The sequence below is a fragment of the Pseudomonas sp. S30 genome (genome assembly GCF_016518545.1).
GTDB lineage: Bacteria > Pseudomonadota > Gammaproteobacteria > Pseudomonadales > Pseudomonadaceae > Aquipseudomonas.
In genome coordinates this window covers 57,973-79,133 of record NZ_JACVTO010000016.1, presented here as the reverse complement: position 1 = coordinate 79,133, position 21,161 = coordinate 57,973, and the positions used below count along the sequence as shown (strand labels likewise).

Below are 21,161 nucleotides of genomic sequence, written 5' to 3'. Positions count from 1 at the left end.
CTAGTTGCCGACGAAAGTTCATGGCTGGATACTAGGTAATAGCGCTTGGCCAGTTTTCATTGATCTGTCCAAGCGCTTGAGAGCCCCGAGATTCCTCATTCCCCCAGCAACTAGCACTCGCCACCTGAGCCATTCGAAGTGGTACCATGCGCACTAATGAACGAACATCACCTGCCTCTTGCACGCTGATCGCAGATATCGCCGATCAGAGAGCCGGACGCGTTCAACTGCCATAGCGTTTGACGACCTGCGTGGGCAATTACCCGGTGGCTTTCCAATCTATGCTTTCACGCTCGAAGATTTCCCGGCATGGCCGTGCGCGCATGGCTCTGGCGCCAACGGCGATCTGCCTGCTGTGCGCAGCCTCGCTCACCAGCAACCTGCTGCTGTATGCCAACGCCCAGCCGGTGTCTGCCGCTGCCTTGCTGCTGCAACTGGCGAGCCTGCTGGGCATTGGCTGGCAGCTCTGGCGTCGTCCCGGCACCATCAACCTGCGGCCCCAGGAACTGGCCGAGCGCATGCTGCAAGTGCAGGAGGCCGAGCGCCAGCGCCTGAGTCGGGAACTGCATGACGACATCGGTCAATCGCTCACCGCCGCCAGGCTGCAACTGGAAGGGCTGCAACGGCGCGCGCCCGAAGCGCTGCAGTCGCGATGCCGAGCGCTGCGCGACACCCTGGATGAAACACTGAGCAGCGTGCGTGACGTATCGGCGCTGCTCAATCCTCGCCAGCTCACCAGCCTGGGCCTGGAAGCGAGCTTGCGTGCGCACCTGCTGCGCACCCTGGACAACAGCGGCGTGGGCTGGAGCCTGGAATGCCGGCAGCGCCTGGGTGGCATTGGCGACGAAATGGCCATGGCCGCCTTTCGCATCACCCAGGAGGCGGTCACCAACGTGCTGCGTCACGCCAAGGCGCGCAATCTGCTGGTGAACCTGGCACGCACGGCCGAAGGATTGCGCGTGACCATCCAGGACGATGGCGTCGGCTTCGTACCGGTGGACGACCCCGCGGCCATCGGACAACGCGGCATGGCCGGTATGCAGGAGCGGGCCGCAGCGCTGCAGGGCCATCTGCGGGTAACCAGCCAGCCTGGCCATGGCACCCGCATAGAGGCCGTGCTGCCCTGGCCTCCTCGCCGCGACCCACGTGCCGCGACCGGATCCGGCCATGACTAGGCTGCTGCTGATCGACGACCACTCGCTGATCCGCGCGGGTGTGCGTGCACTGGTGGGCGACCTGCCCGGCTACGAGGTGGTCGGCGAAGCCGATGACGGTCATCATCTGCTGGACATGGTTCGGCGGCTGTCTCCGGACATCGTCCTGCTGGACATTTCGATGCGCTCGACCAGCGGCCTGGACGCCCTGATGCAGCTGCGCGCCAGCGGCAGCGCGTGCAAGGTACTGATTCTGTCCATGCACACCGAGCCGGATCTGATCATGCGGGCGCTGGAACAGGGTGCCCACGGCTACCTGCTCAAGGACACCAGCGCCAGCGAACTGGAGCATGCCTTGACCGCGCTGGAGTGCGGTGAGCGTTACCTCAGCCCGGCCATCGCCCACACCGTGATCAACCAGGCGCTGTTGCGGGCGCGGCACTCCGGCGAGACGGTCTGCGACCGTCACAGCCTGACGACGCGGCAACTGGAAATCCTGCGTTTGATCGTGCGCGGCAAATCAACGCGCGAAATCGCTTCAGGGCTGGGCCTTTCGATAAAGACCGTGGAAACCCACCGGTCGCAGATCATGAAGCGCCTGCAGATCTACGACGTGGCGGGGCTGGTGCTGTTCGCGGTGAGAGAAAAGATCATCAGTCTGGATGACTGAACAGCGCAGAGTCGCTTGGCAGGTGCACCTTCAGCGCCTTGGGTACCGCCTCGAACCGCAGACTGTCGCCCTCCAGCGGCTCGCCGTCCAGGTTGATGGCCAGGCCTTCGGCCTGACCGATCTCGACCCAGGGCAGCCGTGCCCGGACGAACAGCTCCTCACCGCTGAGCAGATCGCGCAGCGCCCCGACCATGGCCTGGGGCGCCGGCAGGATCGCGACATCCAGCAGCCCGTCGTCGGCCAGCGCTTCCGGGCACAGGACATGACCGCCACCGGCTTGACGCCCGTTGCCGACGGCCAGTGCCAGCAGCTCGCCCTGCCAGTGGAAATCCGGTCCGTCGAGGGTGGCCGAGGCGACCTGCAGCTCGCTGAAGCGCGACAGCCCGGTGAACAGGTAGGCCGCACCGCCCAGGACCTTCTTCAGGTCTTCCGAGGTGTTGGCCGTGACCTGGCTACCAAAGCCGCCGGTGGCCATGTTGAGGAACATCTGCTCGCCTACGCGGCCGAGGTCGACCGAGCGTGCGGGTACTTCGAGCAGACCCAGGGCAGCGGCAGGCTCCAGGGGGACGCCCGCAGCCCGGGCGAAATCGTTGGCCGTGCCCAAAGGCATGAGCACCAGGCTGGCCTCACCCTGGCTCTGCGCCATGGCCTCGGCGATGTCCCGCAAGGTGCCGTCCCCGCCGCCTGCAACGATCTGCGTATAGCCGGCTGCAAGGGCTTCCTCGACCAGGCGACGGGCGTCGCCGGCCTCCCAGGTCAGGCGCACGTCAAGGTGTCGCCCTGCCTTGCGCACCGCATTCACCGCGGTGCGGACCTCTTCGTTCAGCGCCTGCTTGCCGTGCAGGACCAACATCGCCTTTTGCCCTTGCATCCCGAATACTCCGTGGTAGACGCCAATCCAATCTCGACCACCGGCGAAGGGCAAATGCTGCATGCGCACGCGGATTTGTTGCGACTGCGCATCAGCGACCGGATCAGCCCATCAGCTCGCTGAAGGGAATGAAGGGCACCACGTCGCCGGACTGCACCGTACGACCTTCGCGCACCTCCACCAGCCCCTCGGCCCAGGCGGCACTGCGCAGCACGCCAGAGCTCTGGTTGGGATAGAGGATCACCCGACCCTGGTCGATACGTGCGCGCAGGTATTCGCGCCGGTTGCCAGGCTTGGGCCAGTCGAAACCGGCCGGCATCGAGAACTGCAGAGGCGTGACATCGGCCACGCCCAGGCGGCGCAGCAGGTAGGGACGTGCCAGCAGCGCGAAGGTGACCAGTGTGGACGCCGGATTACCCGGCAGGCCGATCACCGGTACGCCGCGCCAGTGGCCGAAAGTCAGAGGCTTGCCGGGCTTGATCGCCAGTTTCCACAATGCCAGTTCGCCCGCTTCGCGCAGGGCCATGCCCAGGTAATCGGCTTCGCCGACCGAGACGCCGCCGGTGGACAGGATCAGGTCGACGTCGCCGAGGTTCTCCAGGCACTGCCGGGTCAGGTCGAGGTCGTCGGCCAGGATGCCGGCATCCACCACCTCGCAGCCCAGACGCTGCAACCAGCTGACCAGCAGTTGGCGGTTGCTGTTGTAGATCTGCCCTGGCCCGAGCGGCTGGCCCGGCTCGACCAGTTCGTCGCCGGTCGACAGGACCGCGACCCGGGCACGGCGGCGCACCGTCAGTGCGCCGTAGCCGAGGGTGGCCGCCAGACCCAGCTCGATCGGCCCCAGACGCGTGCCGGCTTCCAGTACCTGCTCGCCAGCGCGGGTTTCCTGGCCCTGGGGACGCACGTTCTGCTGGGCGATCAACCCTTGCAGGAAACGCACGCACCCATCGGCGAGCACCTCGGTGTTTTCCTGCATTTCAACGCAGTCGGCCCCCTCGGGCAGCGGCGCGCCGGTGAAAATGCGCGCGCAGGTGCCTGCCTGCAGCGGCGCCGGCGCATGACCGGCGAAAATCCGCTGACTCACCACCAGCGGCTGACCCTGCAGATCGTCCAGGCGCAGGGCATAACCGTCCATGGCACTGTTGGGCCAGGGCGGCAGATCGAGGCTGGCTTCGAGCACCTGGGCCAGCACCCGTCCCTGGGCTTCGGCCAGCACGACCGTTTCGGTGTCCTGGATCGGCGTCGAGTCGGCCATCGCCAGCAGTTGCTCCAGAGCCTGCTCCACCGGCATCAGCGGCCGGCTCGCCGCGCTTTCAGCCACGGCTGTCACAGGCCGCTGCCTGCTTCAGGTGGGCGACGAAATTGCAGGGGCGATGACGGGCGTCGAGTTGCTCGGCGAGGATCCCGTCCCAGCCGGTGCGCACGGCGTTGGTCGAGCCCGGCAGGCAACAGACCAGCGTGCCATTGGCCAGGCCCGCCAGCGCCCGGGACTGGACGGTGGAGGTGCCGATGTCAGGCACCGAGATCTGTCGGAACAACTCGCCGAAGCCATCGACCTGCTTGTCCAGCAGGCAAGCCACCGCCTCGGGGGTGCTGTCGCGGCCGGTGAACCCGGTACCCCCGGTGATCAGCACCACCTGCACCTGGTCGTCGGCGATCCAGGTGGCGACCTGGGCGCGGATCTTGTACAGGTCATCCTTGAGCAGCACCCGCTCGGCCAGGCGATGGCCCGCTTCGCTGAGACGGTCGACGAAGACCTGACCGGACGTGTCGTTTTCGAACGTGCGGGTATCGCTGACCGTCAACACAGCGATATTCAGGGGAACGAACGGGGTATCTGCCTTGGCTTTCATGGGAATCCGTCACGCAGTCGGTAAAGCGTGCGTTATAACACAGGCCGGCACTCGCCCCGACCTGCATAGCCGGTGTTTGTGTCATGCCCTGCAGGTGGAGAGGAACTTTGCAGGCAGGCGTTGCGTCTGACGGACATCCCGCACCATCGAACTGGAGATACACGATGATCCAACGGACTATTCCCGCCTTCCTGCTCGCCCTGGGCCTGGCTACCGTCGCCGGTTGCGCTTCGCCGACCGTCATCACCCTGAACGACGGTCGCGAGATCCAGGCCGTGGACAAACCTTCGTATGACGAGGACTCCGGGTTCTACGAATTCGAGCAGCTCGATGGCAAGAAAGCACGCATCAACAAGGATCAGGTGCGCACCGTCAAGGAGCTGTGATGCGGAGCGATTTTCGAGCAATGTCCCTTTTAACAACAAGGGCTTGCGCTCGAAAATACGATGCAGTAGGATTTCGCTCATCGGAGTGTAGCGCAGCCAGGTAGCGCGTCTCGTTCGGGACGAGAAGGCCGCAGGTTCGAATCCTGTCTCTCCGACCAGCTTATTGAAAAAACCCGCCCAGCGCGGGTTTTTTTTCGTCTGCCCAGAGATCCGGCCACTCATCGAAGTCCGCGGAACTCTCATGCCTGCGCCGCACTCGCATTCAGGTATGCCCAGTGCCTATCGCCTATCGGTCTAAGCGGCGCTGGAGCTTTGTTGCACTTTCTGGTGCACTGTACCTGTCGTGATTCCAAAGGAACTGTCACAGGGCAGTCACGGCGAGTGTTTACCTTGAGCTTGCAACCTGAAGAGGAGACAGGAAATGAGCTTGCAACATGGCAGCAGCAACGCGAACACCCCCCACTACGCTCAACACCAGGCGTGCGGCTCGATCATCGACGCCCAGGGTCGCGAAATTCCGATTACCGAGCAGATGATCCAGAAGGCCTGCAAGGAACTCGAAGAAACCCGAGACGAAAAGATCCACCAGGCTTGATGCCAACGAATCCATTATGCCCGGCGCTTGCGCCGGGTTTTTCGTTTCTGCGCCGGGTGAAAACTGTCGGTTGCCGCTTGACGACCGTAGTGGCGCCTGTCCTGCGCTAAAGCTTTGGCAGGTACGCGCCGAAACAGGGTAAATAGCATTTGGCCATGTCTGCGTGCAGGCTGCTCCTTGCGTGTTATTCCCCACGAATGGTTCGTCCCGATGAAGATAAAAAACAAGCTGGTGATTGCGTTCGTTCTGGTGGCATTCATCCCGGTCGCCCTGGTAGGCGCGATTTCGGTGATCAATATTCGCAACGAGGCGATCGATCAGTTCCTCGATGGCAGCACCCGGGAGATACGCCAGATCGACGGAAACATGCGACAGTTCTTCGACGGCACCCTGCAGAACGTCGAACAGATGGTGACCGACCCCATCTATGCCTCGGTCACCAGCCTGAAAGATTACACCGCAGCCGACGCTGCCAGCCGCCCCCTGCCCGCTTCCGCCCAGCAAGTCATCGATGCGTTCGCCCGCTATGGTGCTACCCACCCGGCAGCGGCGATCATCTCCATCGGCCTGCAAGACGGCACCTATGCCAAGTGGCCGGACGATCCCAAGCTGGCCAGCTATGACCCGCGCACGCGCCCCTGGTACAAGGCGGCCATGGCCACGCCCGGCAAGACCGTGCGCACCACCGCTTACTATTATGACAAGGACGACGTGGCCCTGGTCGGCACCGCCCGCACCCTAAGCGATGCCGCGGGCGCGCCCAAGGGTGTGTTCGTGGTGAGCGTGTCGCTGAAAAACCTCACCGAGCTGATCAAGAGCATCAAGCTGGGCAACAGCGGCTACGTGATGCTGATCGAGGACGGCACTGTACTGGTCGATCCACGCGACGCCAGCCATGGCTTCAAGCAGCTCAAGGATCTCGGCGAGCCGTATGCCAAGCTGGCGGCCACCGAGCAAGGCTCCACCGAGGTGGTGATCGACGGTACGCGCTACATGGCCAATATCTGGACCTCACCGGTCCTGGGCTGGCGTTTCGTAGGGCTGATCGAATACAAGGAGGTGATGGGCTCGGCGACCTCCATGACCTACCTCACCGCGATCATCGTGGCGGTGCTCGCGCTGATTTTCGCCTTGATCGCAGCCGCGTTTTCGCGCGTGATCGTCAAGCCCATCGGCCAGGTGAGCACGGGCCTGCAACAGATCGCCGAGGGCGAAGGCGACCTGCGCCACGACCTGGTGATTCAGGGCAAGGACGAAACCGCCGAACTGGCCGGCTGGTTCAACAAGTTTCTCGCCGCGATTCGCCAACTGATCCAGCACATCGGCGCAGCCTCGGGCAACCTGCATGAAGCTTCGCGCGCCAACAGCCAGCTGGCCGGCAACATGAACCAGGCGGCCGGGCGCCAGCGCGAGGCGGTGGAGCTGGTATCGACCGCGTTCAACCAGATGGTCGCCACGGCGAACGAGGTGGCGCGCTCGTGCAGCAGTGCCGCAGGCGCGGCTGAAAATGGCCATCGTCGGGTCGCCGAGGGCAAGCAGCAGATCGAGCAGACCACCGACAACGTCAACCGCCTCGGCACGCGCCTGAGCGAATCGTCCCAGGCCATGCTCGAGCTGGAGGAAGGCAGCCGCAACATCAACCAGATCCTCGGCACCATCCGCGCGATCGCCGAGCAGACCAACCTGCTGGCCCTGAACGCGGCGATCGAGGCTGCGCGTGCCGGCGATCAGGGTCGTGGTTTTGCCGTGGTGGCCGACGAGGTGCGGGCGCTGGCCAAGCGCACCGCCGACTCCACGGGCGAGATCGACCAATTGCTCAGTGCCTTGGGCAACAAGACCCAGGAAGTCTCGCACAAGATGGAAAGCTGCCTGGACCTGTCACGCGCCAGCGTGTCGTCCATCGAAAGCGCTCGCGACAGTTTCGAGGGCATCCAGCTGTCGGTGAACGAGATCCGCGACCAGAACCTGCAGATCTCCGCCGCCGCAGAGGAACAGCACAGCGTGGCCGAGGAGATCAACCGGCACATTCAACAGATCTACGACGAGGCGCGGCTGGTCGAGGGCCTGGCCAGTTCGGCGCAGTCGGACTCCGGGCGGCTGTCGCAACTGTCCGAAGAGCTGAACGGGCTGGTGGGACGCTTCAAGTCCTGACGCTCATTCGCGCCCGCTCAGCACCCCGCCGGCTCCTCGACACGCAGAGGGGCCCGCTGGCCATAGACGGCACCGGTCATGGCGCCCACGGCGCCCATGATCAGGCAGAACCCCAGGCACACCCACGGGCTCCAGGGCATCAGCGCGATCAGCAACAGCGGCGTGACACTGGCCCACAGCGCGTAGGTCAGGTTATAGGTGAACGAGATGCCCGACACGCGAATCGACGCCGGGAACAGCCCCACCATCACTGACGGCACCACACCGACCACCCCGCAACTCAAGCCCGCCAGGGCATAGGCGGCCCAGATCGAGCCCCACTGCCCGACCAGGCCGGCATACAGTGTGCCGATGCCCAGCGGCAGCAGCAGGCTGTAGAGGGTCAGGGCGCGCCAGGCACCGATTCGGTCGACCAGCAGCCCCGCCAGCACGCAGCCGATGTTGAGAAAGACGATGCCCACGCTGCTCAGGGCGAAGGTGTGCCCGGCATCCAGACCGAAGCGCTGCTGCATCACCGTCGGGGTGATCACCACCAGCACCACCACCGCCGAGGTCAGTACGCAGGTCAGCAGCGCTGCGGGCAGTAACGCCGCGCGATGCTCGGTCAGCACAGTGCGCAAGGGAAAGGCCACCGGCCGCGCCTGGCGTTCGCGCATGGCCAGGAACACCGGCGTTTCGCTCAGCCAGCGGCGCAACCAGACGCCCATCACCCCGAACACGCCGCCGAGCACGAAGGGGTAGCGCCAGGCGAACTCGAGGATTTCCTGTGGCGTGTAGAGCCGCGCCAGCAGCGTGGCGACCAGCGCGCCGAGCAGATAGCCGAAGGTCAGCCCGGCCTGCAGGAAGCCCAGCGCATAGCCACGCCGGCCAGGCGGCGCATGTTCGGCGACGAAGGTCCAGGCGCTGGGCACCTCGCCCCCGACCGCTGCGCCTTGCAGGATCCTCAGGGCCAGCAGCACCAGCGGTGCGGCATAGCCGATGTCGGCGTAGGTCGGCATCACGCCGATCAGCAGGCATGGCAAGGCCATCATCAGGATGCTCAGGCTGAACACCCGTTTGCGTCCCAGGTGGTCGGCGAAGTGCGCCATCAGCAGGCCGCCAAGCGGTCGCGCCAGATACCCGGTGACGAAGATCCCGAAGCTCTGCAACAGGCGCAGCCATTCGGGCATCTGTGGCGGAAAGAACAGCTGGCTCAGGGTCAGGGCGAAGAACACGAAGATGATGAAGTCGTAGATCTCCAGCGCGCCCCCCAGCGCCGCGAGACCCAAGGTACGGTGATCGCCCCGACTCAAACGGGGCGTGCAGGCGGTATCGATGGCAGTCATTTCAGGTTCGGCTGATTGGGCAAAGCCTGGGAGGATAGCAAAAACCGCCGCCGGGGCGACCTAGGACTCCAGGTCCCGCAGGCGTCGGCGGCAATGCTTCATGGCATTGACGATATGCTTTTCGACCATGGCCTTGGAGATGCCCAGGCGCACGGCGATCTGCTCATGGGACAGACCTTCGATCTTGCGCAGCAGGAAGCTTTCGCGGCAGGGCCGACTGAGCTCGTCAAGCGCCTGGTGCACGTTTTGCAGCCGTTGATCGATGTGGAACAGTTGCGCAGGCGCCGGGCTGTGCCAGCGTTCGTCGTCGTCCAGGACTTCCAGCGGTTCGAGTTGACGCACGGACTGACGGCGATGGCGGTCGATCACCAGGTTCAGCGCCGTACGATAGAGGAAAGACCTGGGGCGTTCGATAGGCGGCAGCTCGCCGCGTTCGAGCAGGCGCACGCAAGCGTCATGGGCCACGTCCTCTGCTGCATGGCGACTGCCAAGCCGGGTGCAGAGAAAGCCCACCAGTTCGCGATAGTAACGTTCGACCACTGCCCTCGCCTCTCCCAGGCAACACCGATGCAGCTGAGAATGCGCATCAGTGATATCAGCTTGGCATCTTACAAAGTACAACCATTCTCAGCAACACGGCCTGCACGACTGGCTAAATCTTGCCGCGCAGCGCTCGTCTATCGGTGACGTTCGTGCGTGCCCGTTGCCCTGGCGCGCCCTCATTCCCCCGGTCGGAAGTCTGCATGAGTCGTACCTCACAACTGCCCCGCCGCCTCGCCCTGGGCGCCCTGGGCCTGCTCGCACTGGGCGCTCTGCTGGCTTGGAAGACGCTGCCGTTCGGCGCCCCGACGGTGAGCACGGTGCAGGTCACCCGCACCGACATCGAAAGCAGCGTCACCGCGCTGGGCACGCTGCAACCGCGACGCTACGTGGATGTGGGGGCGCAGGCCTCGGGGCAGATCCGCACGCTGCACGTGGAAGCCGGCGATGAAGTGCACAAGGGGCAGTTGCTGGTCGAGATCGACCCTTCCACCCAGCAGGCCCGGCTGGATGCCGGCCGTTACTCGATCGAGAATCTCAAGGCGCAGTTGGCCGAGCAGCGCGCCCAGCATGTGCTGGCACAGCAGCAGGTCAAGCGGCAGGACGATCTGGCGCGCTCCGGCGCCACCCGCGCCGAAGACGTGCAACGGGCCCAGGCCGAGTTGAAAGTCACCCAGGCGCGCATCGCGATGTACCAGGCGCAGATCCTCGAAGCCCAGGCCAGCCTGCGCAGCGCCGAAGCCGAGCTTGGCTACACGCGCATCTACGCGCCCATGGACGGCACCGTGGTGGCCGTGGATGCCCGCGAAGGACAGACCCTCAACGCCCAGCAGCAGACGCCGCTGATCCTGCGCATCGCGCGGCTGTCGCCGATGACGGTCTGGGCCCAGGTGTCGGAGGCGGACATCGGCCAGGTCAAGCCCGGCATGAGCGCGTACTTCACCACGCTCGCCGGCGGCAAGCGACGCTGGACCAGCACGGTGCGGCAGATCCTGCCGATTCCGCCCAAGCCCCTGGAGCAGACCAGCCAGGGTGGCGGCAGCCCGGCCAGTGCCAGCAGCGGTTCCACCGGCAGCAAGGTGGTGCAGTACACCGTGCTGCTGGATGTCGATAATCCCGATAGCGCGCTCATGGCCGAGATGACCACGCAGGTGTTCTTCGTCGCCGGCCAGGCCCACCAGGTGCTCACCGCCCCCCTGGCGGCACTGGACGAGGCGCCCAGCGATGGCCTGCGCCTGGCCCAGGTGCTCAATGCCAACGGCAAAATCGAGCAGCGCCAGGTCCGTACCGGCCTGAGCGATCGCCTGCGCGTGCAGATCCTCGACGGCCTGCAGGAAGGCGAGCGCCTGGTGATCGGTGCGGCTCGTGCCAGCGGAGGCTGAATGAACGCAGCGCTGATCGAGCTTGACGACATCCACAAGGTCTATGGCGGTATCGACTCGCCCGAGGTCCAGGTGCTGCGTGGCATCAGCCTGAGCATCCAGCCCGGTGAGTTCGTCGCCATCGTCGGCGCTTCCGGCTCCGGCAAGTCCACGCTGATGAACATCCTCGGCTGCCTGGATCGCCCCTCCAGCGGGCGCTATCGCTTCGCCGGGCGCGATGTCGCCGAACTGGACAGCGATGAACTGGCCTGGTTGCGCCGCGAGGCGTTCGGCTTCGTGTTCCAGGGCTATCACCTGATTCCCTCGGGCTCTGCCCAGGAGAACGTCGAGATGCCGGCCATCTACGCCGGTACCCCGGCGGCGGAGCGCCACGCCCGCGCCGCTGCATTGCTCGAGCGCCTTGGCCTGGCCAGCCGCACCGGCAACCGCCCTCATCAGTTGTCGGGGGGCCAGCAGCAACGCGTGTCGATCGCCCGCGCGCTGATGAACGGCGGCCACATCATTCTGGCCGACGAGCCCACCGGCGCCCTGGACAGCCACAGCGGCGCCGAGGTCATGACCCTGCTCGACGAACTGGCCAGCCAGGGCCACGTGATCATCCTCATCACCCACGACCGCGAAGTGGCGGCGCGGGCCAGACGCATCATCGAGATCCGCGATGGCCTGATCGTCAGCGACTCGGCCAGCGCCCAGGCGCCGTCCGTACCGGGGCTGCAGGCCGATGACCTGCGTCGGCGCCTGGATCGCGGCGCCAGCCTGCGCGGCGCCTGGAAGGGCGAGATGATCGAGTCGCTGCAGGCCGCCTGGCGGGTGATGTGGATCAACCGCTTCCGCACTGCGCTGACCTTGCTCGGCATCGTCATCGGCGTGGCCTCGGTGGTGGTGATGCTGGCCGTGGGCGAAGGCAGCAAGCGCCAAGTGATGGCGCAGATGGCCGCTTTCGGCTCGAACATCCTCTACGTCAGTGCCAAGCACGCGACCACCCGCGAGGCAGCGGGTCGGGTCACCCTCGACGACGTCGCCGCGATCGCCGGTTTGCCACAGGTGCAGCGCATCATGCCGGTGATCGGTGGCGACCTGATGGTGCGCCATGGTAACAACAGCCAGTCGTTCTACGTGGGCGGCAACAACACCGAGTTTCCGCAGATTCTCAACTGGCCGGTGGTGCATGGCAGCCTCTTCACCGAGGCCGACGAACGCAGCGGCGCAGCCGTGGCGGTGATCGGGCAAAAGGTCAGGGACAAGCTGCTGGCCCCCGGCAGCGATCCCCTGGGCCAGTACCTGCTGATCGAAAACGTGCCGTTCCAGGTGCTTGGCGTGCTGGCCGCCAAAGGCGCCAGCTCGGGCAACCAGGACAGCGACGAACGCATCGTGGTGCCCTACTCGGCCGCCGCCACGCGCCTGTTCGGCTCCCGCGACCCGGAGTACGTGATCATCACCGCTGCCGACTCCAGCCGGGTGGCGGACACCGAAGCGGCCATCGATCACCTGCTGCGCCAGCGTCACCAGGGCAAGCGCGACTTCGACCTGACCAACGACGCCGCGTTGATCCAGGCCGAGGCACGCACGCAGAACAGCCTGTCGCTGATGCTCGGTGCGATCGCCGCGATCTCGCTGCTGGTGGGCGGCATCGGCGTGATGAACATCATGCTGATGACCGTGCGCGAGCGGACCCGCGAGATCGGCATCCGTATGGCTACGGGGGCGCGCCAGCGCGACATCCTGCGCCAGTTCCTCACCGAGGCGGTGATGCTGTCGATGGTCGGCGGCCTGACCGGTATAGCCCTGGCCCTGGGTATCGGCGGTGCCCTGCTGCTGGCCGACATCGCCGTGGCCTTCGCCCTGCCCGCCATCCTCGGCGCCTTCGCCTGCGCCGTGATCACCGGTGTCGTGTTCGGCTTCATGCCGGCGCGCAAAGCCGCCCGACTCGACCCGGTCAAAGCCCTTACCAGCGTGTAGCCCATGACATTGCCAAGCCGCATCAGCCTGTTGACCCTGAGCCTGTGCCTCGCCGCCTGCTCCGCCGCGCCGCCACCGCCTGCGCGCATCGTGCCGCCCAGTGCCTGGGAGGGAGTCGCCCAGCGCGCCGACGCCGCCTTGACCCAAGCCTGGTGGCAGGCGTTCGCCAGTCCCGAACTGGATCGCCTGATCGCCCGAGCGCTGGACAACAGCCATGACCTGGCGGCAGCCGCTGCGCGCGTCCGCCAGGCCCAGGCCAGCGCAGTGGTGGCCGGCGCGCCGCTGCTACCAGAGGTACAGCTGGGGCTGGACGGCAGTCGTCAGCGTCTGCTGCGCGGCCCGGGCAGCGATCGCCTGGACGCCTCCAGCAGCGAGCGTACCAGCACCGCGTTCTCCACCCGGCTGAGCGCCAGCTACGAGATCGATTTCTGGGGTGGCCTGCGCAGTGCGCGCGACAGCGCCCTGCGCACGCTGCAAGCCAGCCGCTTCGATCGCCAGACGGTCGAGCTGACACTCACCAGCGCCGTGGCCGACAGCTATCTGCAAGGCCTGGCACTGGACGAGCAACTGCGCATCGCCCGCCTCAACCTGGCCAATGCCCGGGACGTGCTGCGTCTGGTGGAGGCCCGTGAGCGCTCGGGTGCCTCGACCCGTCTCGAGCTGGCCCAGCAGCGCAGCCTGGTAGCCAACCAGGAACGCCAGGTGCCGTTGCTGGCACAGCGGCGCCAGGACAATCGGGTGACCCTGGCCACCCTGCTGGGCGACCCGGTGCAGGCGCTTGCCGTCAGCGACCGTTCGCTGGGCGCACTGCACTGGCCGAGCATCGGCAGTGGCGTGCCCAGCGAGCTGCTCAGCCGGCGCCCCGACATCGCCGCGGCCGAGGCGCGACTGGCGGCCGCCAGTGCCGATGTGCAGGTGGCCAGGGCGGCGCTGCTGCCGCGGGTGGTGCTCGGCGCCGACCTGGGCAGCAGCGAGCGAACCTTCGCCCGTGTGCTCGACAGCCCGTTCTACACCCTCACCACTGGCCTGGTCACACCGATCTTCGACCATGGCCGGCGCCGCGCCGAGCGCGACCGCGCCCAGGCACGCGAGCAGGAGTTGCTGGAAGACTACCGGAAACAGATCATCGCCGGCTTCGCCGACGTGGAGAAAGCGCTGAACGCCATCGATGGCGTAGACCGGCAACGCCAGTGGCAGGACGAGGAAGTGGGGCAGGCGCGCATCGCCTTCGAACTCGCCCAGCAGCGTTACGCTTCGGGGGCCGAAACCTTGCTGACGGTGCTGGAAACCCAGCGAACCCTCTATCAGGCCGAAGACCAGCAGGCCCAGTTGCGCCTGGAGCGCCTGCAAGGCAGCGTGGCGCTGTACAAGGCGCTGGGTGGCGGCTGGAAGCTCTGAGAGGTTGACGCGGCGCGGGCCATCGCTCGCGTCCCGGTGGCCCGACTGAGGTTAGGCGGTTCGAGCGAGGTGGCGCCTGGCCCGCCAGCCAGCGAAACGAACAGGCGATTCGTACACGGCGCGGCCACCGCACAGGGCGCCCGTCGCCGCGCCCGGGTCAAGACAGAATGTTCTTCATCGACAGATGCCGTGCGTACCAGGGCCGCTGCGGTACGCGGCGCAGTAGCCGGTCGATCGCGTCCGGTTCGCCGAAGGTGATGCGCAGGGCCAGCTTCATCACTTCGGGGTCCATCTCGACACTCTTTCCGGGGCGAATCCCTGGCAGGGTGCTGCAACCATGGGTGTCGGGACCCAGCCAGGGATCGGCGACTTCCACCCACGGCCCCGGCGCGAACCACGGCACGCCATTGACCTGCAGACGACGCACCTGGCCGGGATGATGGCGCTCGTGGGCGCGATACCAGTCTTCGATGCGGTCGTCGATCCAGCCGTGGAAGCCCCAGAAGACCGGGTGCACGTGGGACGAAAAGGGATCGCCGAGAAAGTCGTTCTCGCGCTCGAACCAGCGCCCGGCGAAGTCGTCCTGCGCCCGAGCGAACGGCACTGGAATCCCGCTGGCAGGGTCGCGAGGCACCGAGGCCCAGCACATGTGCAACCAGTCGTGCAGGGTCATCTCCATCTCCGAGCCGAATGCCCCGAGGCTCAGTTTCGACAGGTAGACCGGATCCTGGTACTGCGACTCCCACACCTGGAAATTGCTGGTGAAGGTTTCACCGGCCTTTATCGCCGAGACCCACTGGCCGTACTCGTCGTCGCCAGGCGCCTGCCAGGGAGGCGGTACCCGGTAGCCGTCATGATTGTCGAAGTAGCGGCCGAAGCCCTGGCGGTCGAACTCCACGCTGGGCTGCGGCAGGGGAAACTGCTGCCAGGACGGCAGGTCCTGCAATTGGCGGGCGGCGCCGAGCATGTGCCGATGCATGAACAGGAAATCCACACCCGAACCGTTGCGGTGCTTGTGCGGTCCGCGGGCATCGCGTTCACGATCGCGCGGACCGGGCTGCCAGCCGAGGCCGCGCAGCGCGTCTCGTTTTTCGTCGGAAATCTTGTGCCATTGATCACGGGTGGCATGCCAGAGTTGGTGGAACAGCCGGTGCTCGGGACTGATCACCCAGGCCTGCATGGCCGGTGTGTAGGGCAGACGCTCGCGCGCTTCGGGGAACAGGCGCTTGACGGCGACGAAGCGGCTGTCCTGCATCGGCAAGGTGAGCGGACGGTCCAGACGCTGCAGGCGGCCGCTGAGGGTGCCGCTGCCGGCATTAGCGAAGGCGCCCCACACCTCGTCGAGGGTGGCCTCGCACAGGTAGGTCGGGCCGCCAGCCTGCCCCACCAGCCGCCAGCGCACCTGCGCCGACGAGGCGCCGACCAGATCGCCCAACACCCGGTAGGCAGCGGTGCCATCGGCGCGCAGGCGCGCGCCGGTGTCGACGAATCCGCGCAGGCCCCGCCCCTTGGTGGCGATGTCGAGAAACACCTCGACCCCGTCGCGCGGCAAGCCTTCCAGGCCCGCGTCCGTGCCTTCGAAGCGAATGTCCCAGATACCCCGCAGATGGTCGGCCAACAGTTGCCCGGCGAGGTCGGCCAGCTCCACGCTCGCCTCGCCCGGGGTGACGATATCGTCTTCCGGATCGTGGGTCAGTACCCGCTGCGCATGATAGGCCGCACCGCCCGCAGCACCCGCCAGTGCCAGGCCTGCGATGAATCCTCGTCGGGAAATGGTCATTGCGCCTCTGTCCGTTACAGCCATGCTGCGGCCTCTATCCAAGCTAGAACGTTGGCTGGCGGGGGAAATTTAACGGTCTGGCGCGCGTGCTCGGTGGGCCTGTGGTAGTCGGTTACGCCCGGGCTGGGGCTCTCGCCCGCTAGCATCGGCACCACCTCACTTGCAGGAGTACCGTCCATGTCCAGCCCTCATCCCTCGCCGCACATCTCGCTGATACACGCCCGGATGCCGACCTGGCTGTACAGCGCCAGTGCGGACCAGCGCGCGCGCCTGCAACAGCGCATCCGCGACAGCTTGCGGGCGACTCGCCAGCTGCGCGAAGTGCTCGCCAGGGTCAAGCCGATCGATGCCTTCTGCCGTCCGTTGCTGATCCAGGCCATGGCCCGCTGGTACCCCGCTGCCGCCCTGCCCGATGCCGACCACGGCATGCTGCGCCGCTTCGCGCCATTGCGCGATGCCAGCTGGCTGGAAGCGGCGATGCAGAATTTCGACGACGGCGAAGCGATTCGCCTGCATGCCTCGAGCCGCGACCTGCGGCCTCTGCCGCTGGATCCGGCCAGCTTCGTGAAAGGTGCACGCAACCTGGACCTGGGCCGGCGCTATCAAGACCACCTGCGTGAGCATCTGGATACCGATGACTGCCGGCAGCGGCTGTACCAGCAGGACCGCGCCGCCTTCGCTGCCGAGCTGACCCTGGCGCGTCTCGAGGGGCGTATCGACAGCCAGGGCGAACTGTTGGGCGAGGCCCTGCTGAACGGGCAGCTCGAGGTGCCTCAGCCCGAGAGCCACAGCAGACCCGTGGAGTGCGCCTACCTGAGCCTGTTCGGCATCCCGCTGCACGGGCCGCTGCTGATCAGGCTCGCACCCCGCGACAGCACCGAACCTTGCCTGCTGTACCTGCCGGGCGCCGGTCAAGGCGCGGTACGCCAGTATTCTTCGCTGCAAGCGCTGGGCGAGGCACTGACCCGCGATCTGTGGGACGACAAGTTTCGCCACTACTTCAGCGCCTTCGTCAGCAATGCGCAATTCGCACAGTTCGCCGACCGATTGCGCCAGACCTTGTATCCGCGCTATCCCTACAGCGGCTTCCAGCAAACCCCCGTGCTCGAGAAAGGCCAGAGCTTCAGCTGGCTGGCGCGTGCGTTCCCCCCACCCCGCAGTATCTGGTTGCCGACGCTGGACAAGAACGCTCGCCTGCCTTGGAGCCACGACGCCTGGCCAGGCGATCCCTTCGCCGCGCGAGCCCGACACAGGATCATCCGCACGCTGCGCGACGCCGCCGCCATCGCGGTGCCGGTCGCCGAGCGCGATCAGGCAGTACAGGACGCGCGCATCGCAGGCTGGCTGCAACTGGGCCTGAACGTGGCCAACGTGGCCTCGTTGTTCATCCCGGCCCTGGGCGCGGTGATGATGGTGGTGGGCGCTTCGCAGGTGGTGGACGAGTTCCTCGAAGGCGTGCACGCGCTGAACGATGGCGACGGCGATGCCGCCGTGCAGCACCTGTTCGGGGTATTCGAGAGCCTGATCGTATTCGCAGCGCTCGGGGCGGGTGCGCACTATGCAGAGGTCGCCGGGCCGCTCCAGCAGTGGCACCCGATCGAGCAGGACGGCGCGCAGCGCCTGTGGAACGGCGACATCACCCCGTTCGCCCGTAAAATACCGTGGCAAGGCGAACCCGCGGCGGCGGATGGCTTCATTCACTGGAAGGGTCGTCCGTGCCTGCAGATCGACGAACAGGTCTACCCGCTGCAACGCGGCGCCGACGCGCGCTGGCGCTTGCAGGCCACCCCCACCCACCGCGCCAGCCCTGCCCTGCGTGGTCATCTGGGCAGTGTCCCGGTACTCGAACACGAGCATCCCTTGAGCTGGGCAGGCCAGACCCTGCTCAGGCGCATGACGCCTGCCAGGACCGGCCTGCAGGATGACCAACTGGAACGCGCGCTGCGCAGCAGCGGCTACAGCGAGGCCCAATTGCGCCAACGGGCGGTCGACCACCAGCCGCTGCCAGCCTTGCTGCTCGACAGCCTTCAGGCGCGCGGCGCGCGGGGTCTGGCTACCGCCCCACCGCGCAGCCCGGCGGCCATCCTGCTGTCGCGGCAGTTTCCCTCGCTCGGTGACCGCGCTTGCGCCGAACTACTGGCCGCCGCCCGCACGCAGGATTTGCGCTATCTGGAGCGCGCCCAGCGGATACCCCTGGCCGTCGCCGAGGCCGCGCGCCTAGCGGTCAGAACGTCCCGCCTCACCAGAGCACTGGACGCTTTCGACGTGGCCAACGGGGCCGAAGCCGATCGCGACCTGATCGTGCTCAGGCAGTTGACCCGCCTGCCGGGCTGGAGCGCACGCACACGCCTGGAGTTGCGCCTGGACCGAACCGGCGGTGCGCTGCTCGCCCAGGCGGGCACGGATGGGGTGCCGGCCAAAGTCATCGTGCGCCGCGCTGACCGTTATCGTCCCCATGATGAAACCGGCCTTACACTGAGCAACGATACCGACCTGTTTCAAGCGATCCTGCAAGCCCTGCCGGACGCCGAGCGCAGGGCGCTTGGCGTCGACATCCATGAGCCGCAGCGCCTGAACGCTTTGCTGTTCGCGCTCGCCGCGGCCGATCGCGAGGGCTCGGCCCAGGCGCTGGGCATGCAGCCCATCCGCCCGCTATTGCGCTTTCCCAGTCGCGCACCAGGCGATGCCCGCCTCGGCTATCGGCTCAGCGGCCGCGGCCAGGGGTGGGACGACCCCGACGCACTGTTCGACGAGCTGTACCCGGCCAGCCCCGAAACCGATCGTCACGCACTGCGCGAGCATCTGCGTGGGCAGGCCGGTGAGGGGCCGCAAGCCTTCTCACGACTGCTGCAGACACTTCGCGACGAGTACCGCCGGCTCGACAGCGCCCTGGAGCTGTGGGTGGACGAACCGCCAACACCGTCGGCCGGGGTCACTGCCGCCACGCGGCGCAGCGCGCGCATCGCCTTCAGCCAGGCCCTGCGCCAGGCATGGCGCCGTGAAACCGTCCCGCCCAGCCTGGGCTTCGACCGCCTGGCGCTGCAGCTGGACGGCAGCGGCATCGGCCGGCTGCCCACCCTGCCCGACCGCATGCCCCATGTCCGCGCACTGATCCTGGTCAACCTCGACGCTGGAGGAGCGGCGAACCTGGGCGGTTTTCTCGAAGCCTTCCCAGCGCTGCGCCACCTGGACCTTACCGCGTGCACGCTCAGCCGCCTACCGCCGCAGCTGGGTCAACTCAGCGCCTTGGAGGATCTGGATCTGTCGCAGAATCTGATCGATCTGCAGGTGCCGGAGAACGTCGAGACCATCGCCAACCTCATGCGCCTGCGTCGACTGAACCTGACCAACACCCTGCCCAGCCTGCCGCCCAGCGCACTGCAGCGCTGGGCACAGTTGCCCAGGCTGCAAGCGCTGCAACTCGATGCCAATGAACTCGAGCTGTTCGAGCAGCACGTGCAGGCGCTCGAGCAATGGCCTGCACTGAGCGGCCTGAGCCTGCGCGAAAACAACATCACCCTGACACCCCAGACCCGCATGGCGCTGGCCCGCCTCAATCGCCTGGAGCAGCTCTACCTGGGCGACAATCCACTGGACCTGGCGCCTGACGTCAGTGGCTGGGTGCACCTGCGAGTACTCGACTTGCAGGACACCGAGATCATCGAATGGCCCGAAGGGTTGAGCGCCTTGCTCGACCAGGACCCTTTGCGCCTGCGTCAGCTCGACCTCAGTGAAAATCTTCTGAGCCAAGTGCCGCCCCTGGCCGGGACGCGGTTCGCCGAGGCCGCCGCCGCAGGCGGGGACACGCGGTACAATTTCGACGAAAACCCGCTGGACGATCCGAGCCTGCAGCGCCTGAGCGAGGCCGGGCTGGCGGTAGCTGCGCGCCAGCCGATGGAACAGGCCTGGTTCTTCGACTGGCCGATGGACTTGTTGGATCATGTCTCGGAAACCGCTGAAGAACCCCTGTGGCACCCCCTCTACGCGCTTTTCGCCCGCCTGCCGGACACCGCCGAATATCAGCAGCACCCGCAACTCACCGTGCAGCGCATGCAGCACGTGCTGCGCCTGTTGAGCGAACCGGGCCAGGCTGGCGCCGAGCCGTGGGGTCGGGGCGACTTGCTGCAACGGGTCAGCGCACGTCTGGAGGACGCCGCCCAGACTTGCGTCGATCAGGCCAGCCTACTGTTTCAGCAGACCGAGAACGATGTCCTGATGTGGCAGATGCTCACCACAGCGGCGCCGACTGCCAGCGATACCCAGGCCGTGGTGCAGAGCGCGGCTGGCGTGTTGCGTCAGCACCTGCTCGATGAGCGCATCGCCCGACTGTACGACGCACGTGTGGCCAGACGGCGAGCCTTGGCTGAAGGCGCGGCCAACCCTGAAGCGGTCGCGGCGGCGCCGCTGCATGCCAATGACGATCTGGACGACGCGACATTGGGGGCGCCGAACTTTCTGCTCGACGAAGTCGAGATACAGCTCGATGCCCGTCGCCGACTGCAGGCACGCCTGAATCTGCCTGCTCAACCTCAGGAAATGGCATTCGGGTATCTGGCACGACTCAGCGATGCCACCCTGGACCGCCTGGGTGCAGGCGTTCTGGCAGAGTTCGACCAGGCGCGCTTCGTCGAATGGGCCATCGACCAGCCGCTGTGGCGCGATTGCCTGCAGCGACTGCACCGACCGGACTTCCAGGCGCTGGATCAGCTCTGGGAAGGCGCCGTCGACTATCACTCAAGCTTCAGCGAAGCCAGCAGCGGACAAGGCGCGTACGTCGGCGCCCCCGTCCCGGAGACCTATCTGCTGCTGCTCGAACAACAGCTGGGCGATCATCCCGGCCTTCGCTGGCGCGAAGGCACGGTGGTGCAGCGGGTCGACCTGGTGTCGGGGCGCTATGCCAACGAAAACGAGATCTACCGGCGTGCCAGCGACCTGCTGCTCCAGGCGCGAACGGCGGCCACGGAGGCCCTCAACAGAACCCTCACGCAATCCATGGCCCAGCGGTATCTGGGCTGAAACTCCGCCCGCGCGCTCAGGCGGGCAGTGAAAAAAGCACGCGGTTCGGCCCGAGCCGCGAGCTAGAGGGGGTGGATGGAC

General features: G+C 66.5%; 15 protein-coding genes, 1 tRNA gene and 1 pseudogene. 11 read left to right on the top strand and 6 right to left on the bottom strand.

The features are described from left to right. Window positions 1–281 precede the first annotated feature (281 nt). Both IAE34_RS17735 and IAE34_RS17730 read left to right on the top strand, forming a co-directional pair. Window positions 282–1,175, top strand: coding sequence for a sensor histidine kinase (locus IAE34_RS17735; RefSeq protein WP_200140271.1), 894 nt, complete (start codon window positions 282–284; stop codon window positions 1,173–1,175). Further along, a complete protein-coding gene (locus IAE34_RS17730; protein WP_200140269.1) occupies window positions 1,168–1,824 on the top strand; it encodes a response regulator in 657 nt (218 codons plus the stop codon). The genes IAE34_RS17735 and IAE34_RS17730 overlap by 8 nt, the downstream gene beginning before the upstream one ends. Here IAE34_RS17730 and yegS read toward each other — a convergent pair. The 3 genes from yegS to moaB all read right to left on the bottom strand — a co-directional run bounded on the left by yegS (window position 1,808) and on the right by moaB (window position 4,548). Next, a complete protein-coding gene (gene yegS / locus IAE34_RS17725) occupies window positions 1,808–2,695 on the bottom strand; it encodes a lipid kinase YegS (RefSeq protein WP_200140268.1) in 888 nt (295 codons plus the stop codon). The two genes, IAE34_RS17730 and yegS, sit on opposite strands and share 17 nt — an antisense overlap. Before the next feature lie 103 nt (window positions 2,696–2,798). Next, a complete protein-coding gene (locus IAE34_RS17720) occupies window positions 2,799–4,025 on the bottom strand; it encodes a molybdopterin molybdotransferase MoeA (protein ID WP_325100999.1) in 1,227 nt (408 codons plus the stop codon). Further along, the gene (gene moaB, locus IAE34_RS17715) at window positions 4,009–4,548 is read right to left on the bottom strand and encodes a molybdenum cofactor biosynthesis protein B (protein ID WP_200140267.1); all 540 of its coding nucleotides are present in this window, start codon (window positions 4,546–4,548) and stop codon (window positions 4,009–4,011) included. Before moaB ends, IAE34_RS17720 begins: the two co-directional genes overlap by 17 nt. A gap of 164 nt (window positions 4,549–4,712) precedes the next feature. Between moaB and IAE34_RS17710 the strand changes: the two genes are divergently transcribed. From IAE34_RS17710 to IAE34_RS24795, 5 genes and pseudogenes are all read left to right on the top strand, one after another. Beyond that, window positions 4,713–4,934, top strand: coding sequence for a YgdI/YgdR family lipoprotein (locus IAE34_RS17710; RefSeq protein WP_200140265.1), 222 nt, complete (start codon window positions 4,713–4,715; stop codon window positions 4,932–4,934). An 81-nt stretch (window positions 4,935–5,015) separates the two neighbouring features. After that, window positions 5,016–5,092, top strand: a tRNA-Pro gene (locus IAE34_RS17705). A 263-nt stretch (window positions 5,093–5,355) separates the two neighbouring features. After that, window positions 5,356–5,529 carry a PA1571 family protein gene (locus IAE34_RS17700; RefSeq protein ID WP_200140264.1) on the top strand — a complete coding sequence of 58 codons (174 nt, stop codon included), beginning with the start codon at window positions 5,356–5,358 and terminating at the stop codon, window positions 5,527–5,529. Window positions 5,530–5,739: 210 nt separating this feature from the next. Then, window positions 5,740–6,825 (top strand): annotated as a pseudogene (locus IAE34_RS24800) (cache domain-containing protein); the annotation flags it as partial. An 87-nt stretch (window positions 6,826–6,912) separates the two neighbouring features. Then, a complete protein-coding gene (locus IAE34_RS24795; RefSeq protein WP_442793231.1) occupies window positions 6,913–7,680 on the top strand; it encodes a methyl-accepting chemotaxis protein in 768 nt (255 codons plus the stop codon). Window positions 7,681–7,697: 17 nt separating this feature from the next. On the opposite strand, the gene IAE34_RS17690 is transcribed toward IAE34_RS24795, so the two are convergent. Both IAE34_RS17690 and IAE34_RS17685 read right to left on the bottom strand, forming a co-directional pair. After that, the gene (locus IAE34_RS17690; RefSeq protein WP_200140262.1) at window positions 7,698–9,005 is read right to left on the bottom strand and encodes an MFS transporter; all 1,308 of its coding nucleotides are present in this window, start codon (window positions 9,003–9,005) and stop codon (window positions 7,698–7,700) included. 60 nt (window positions 9,006–9,065) lie between these two features. Further along, window positions 9,066–9,545, bottom strand: a complete 480-nt coding sequence (locus IAE34_RS17685) for a sigma-70 family RNA polymerase sigma factor (protein WP_200140261.1) — start codon at window positions 9,543–9,545, stop codon at window positions 9,066–9,068. 203 nt (window positions 9,546–9,748) lie between these two features. Here IAE34_RS17685 and IAE34_RS17680 point away from each other — a divergent pair, with 203 nt between their 5' ends. Genes IAE34_RS17680 through IAE34_RS17670 form a run of 3 tightly spaced genes read left to right on the top strand, consistent with a single transcriptional unit; the run spans window position 9,749 to window position 14,284 of the window. Then, entirely contained in the window at window positions 9,749–10,927 is a 1,179-nt protein-coding gene (locus tag IAE34_RS17680) for an efflux RND transporter periplasmic adaptor subunit (protein ID WP_200140260.1), read from the top strand. Continuing rightward, a complete protein-coding gene (locus tag IAE34_RS17675; protein WP_200140259.1) occupies window positions 10,928–12,886 on the top strand; it encodes a MacB family efflux pump subunit in 1,959 nt (652 codons plus the stop codon). A gap of 3 nt (window positions 12,887–12,889) precedes the next feature. Further along, the gene (locus tag IAE34_RS17670; protein ID WP_200140258.1) at window positions 12,890–14,284 is read left to right on the top strand and encodes an efflux transporter outer membrane subunit; all 1,395 of its coding nucleotides are present in this window, start codon (window positions 12,890–12,892) and stop codon (window positions 14,282–14,284) included. Between the two features lie 157 nt (window positions 14,285–14,441). Here IAE34_RS17670 and pvdP read toward each other — a convergent pair whose 3' ends face one another. After that, window positions 14,442–16,064, bottom strand: coding sequence for a pyoverdine maturation tyrosinase PvdP (gene pvdP, locus IAE34_RS17665; protein WP_200140257.1), 1,623 nt, complete (start codon window positions 16,062–16,064; stop codon window positions 14,442–14,444). 177 nt (window positions 16,065–16,241) lie between these two features. Between pvdP and IAE34_RS17660 the strand changes: the two genes are divergently transcribed. Next, the gene (locus IAE34_RS17660; RefSeq protein ID WP_200140256.1) at window positions 16,242–21,080 is read left to right on the top strand and encodes a dermonecrotic toxin domain-containing protein; all 4,839 of its coding nucleotides are present in this window, start codon (window positions 16,242–16,244) and stop codon (window positions 21,078–21,080) included. Window positions 21,081–21,161: the final 81 nt, after the last annotated feature.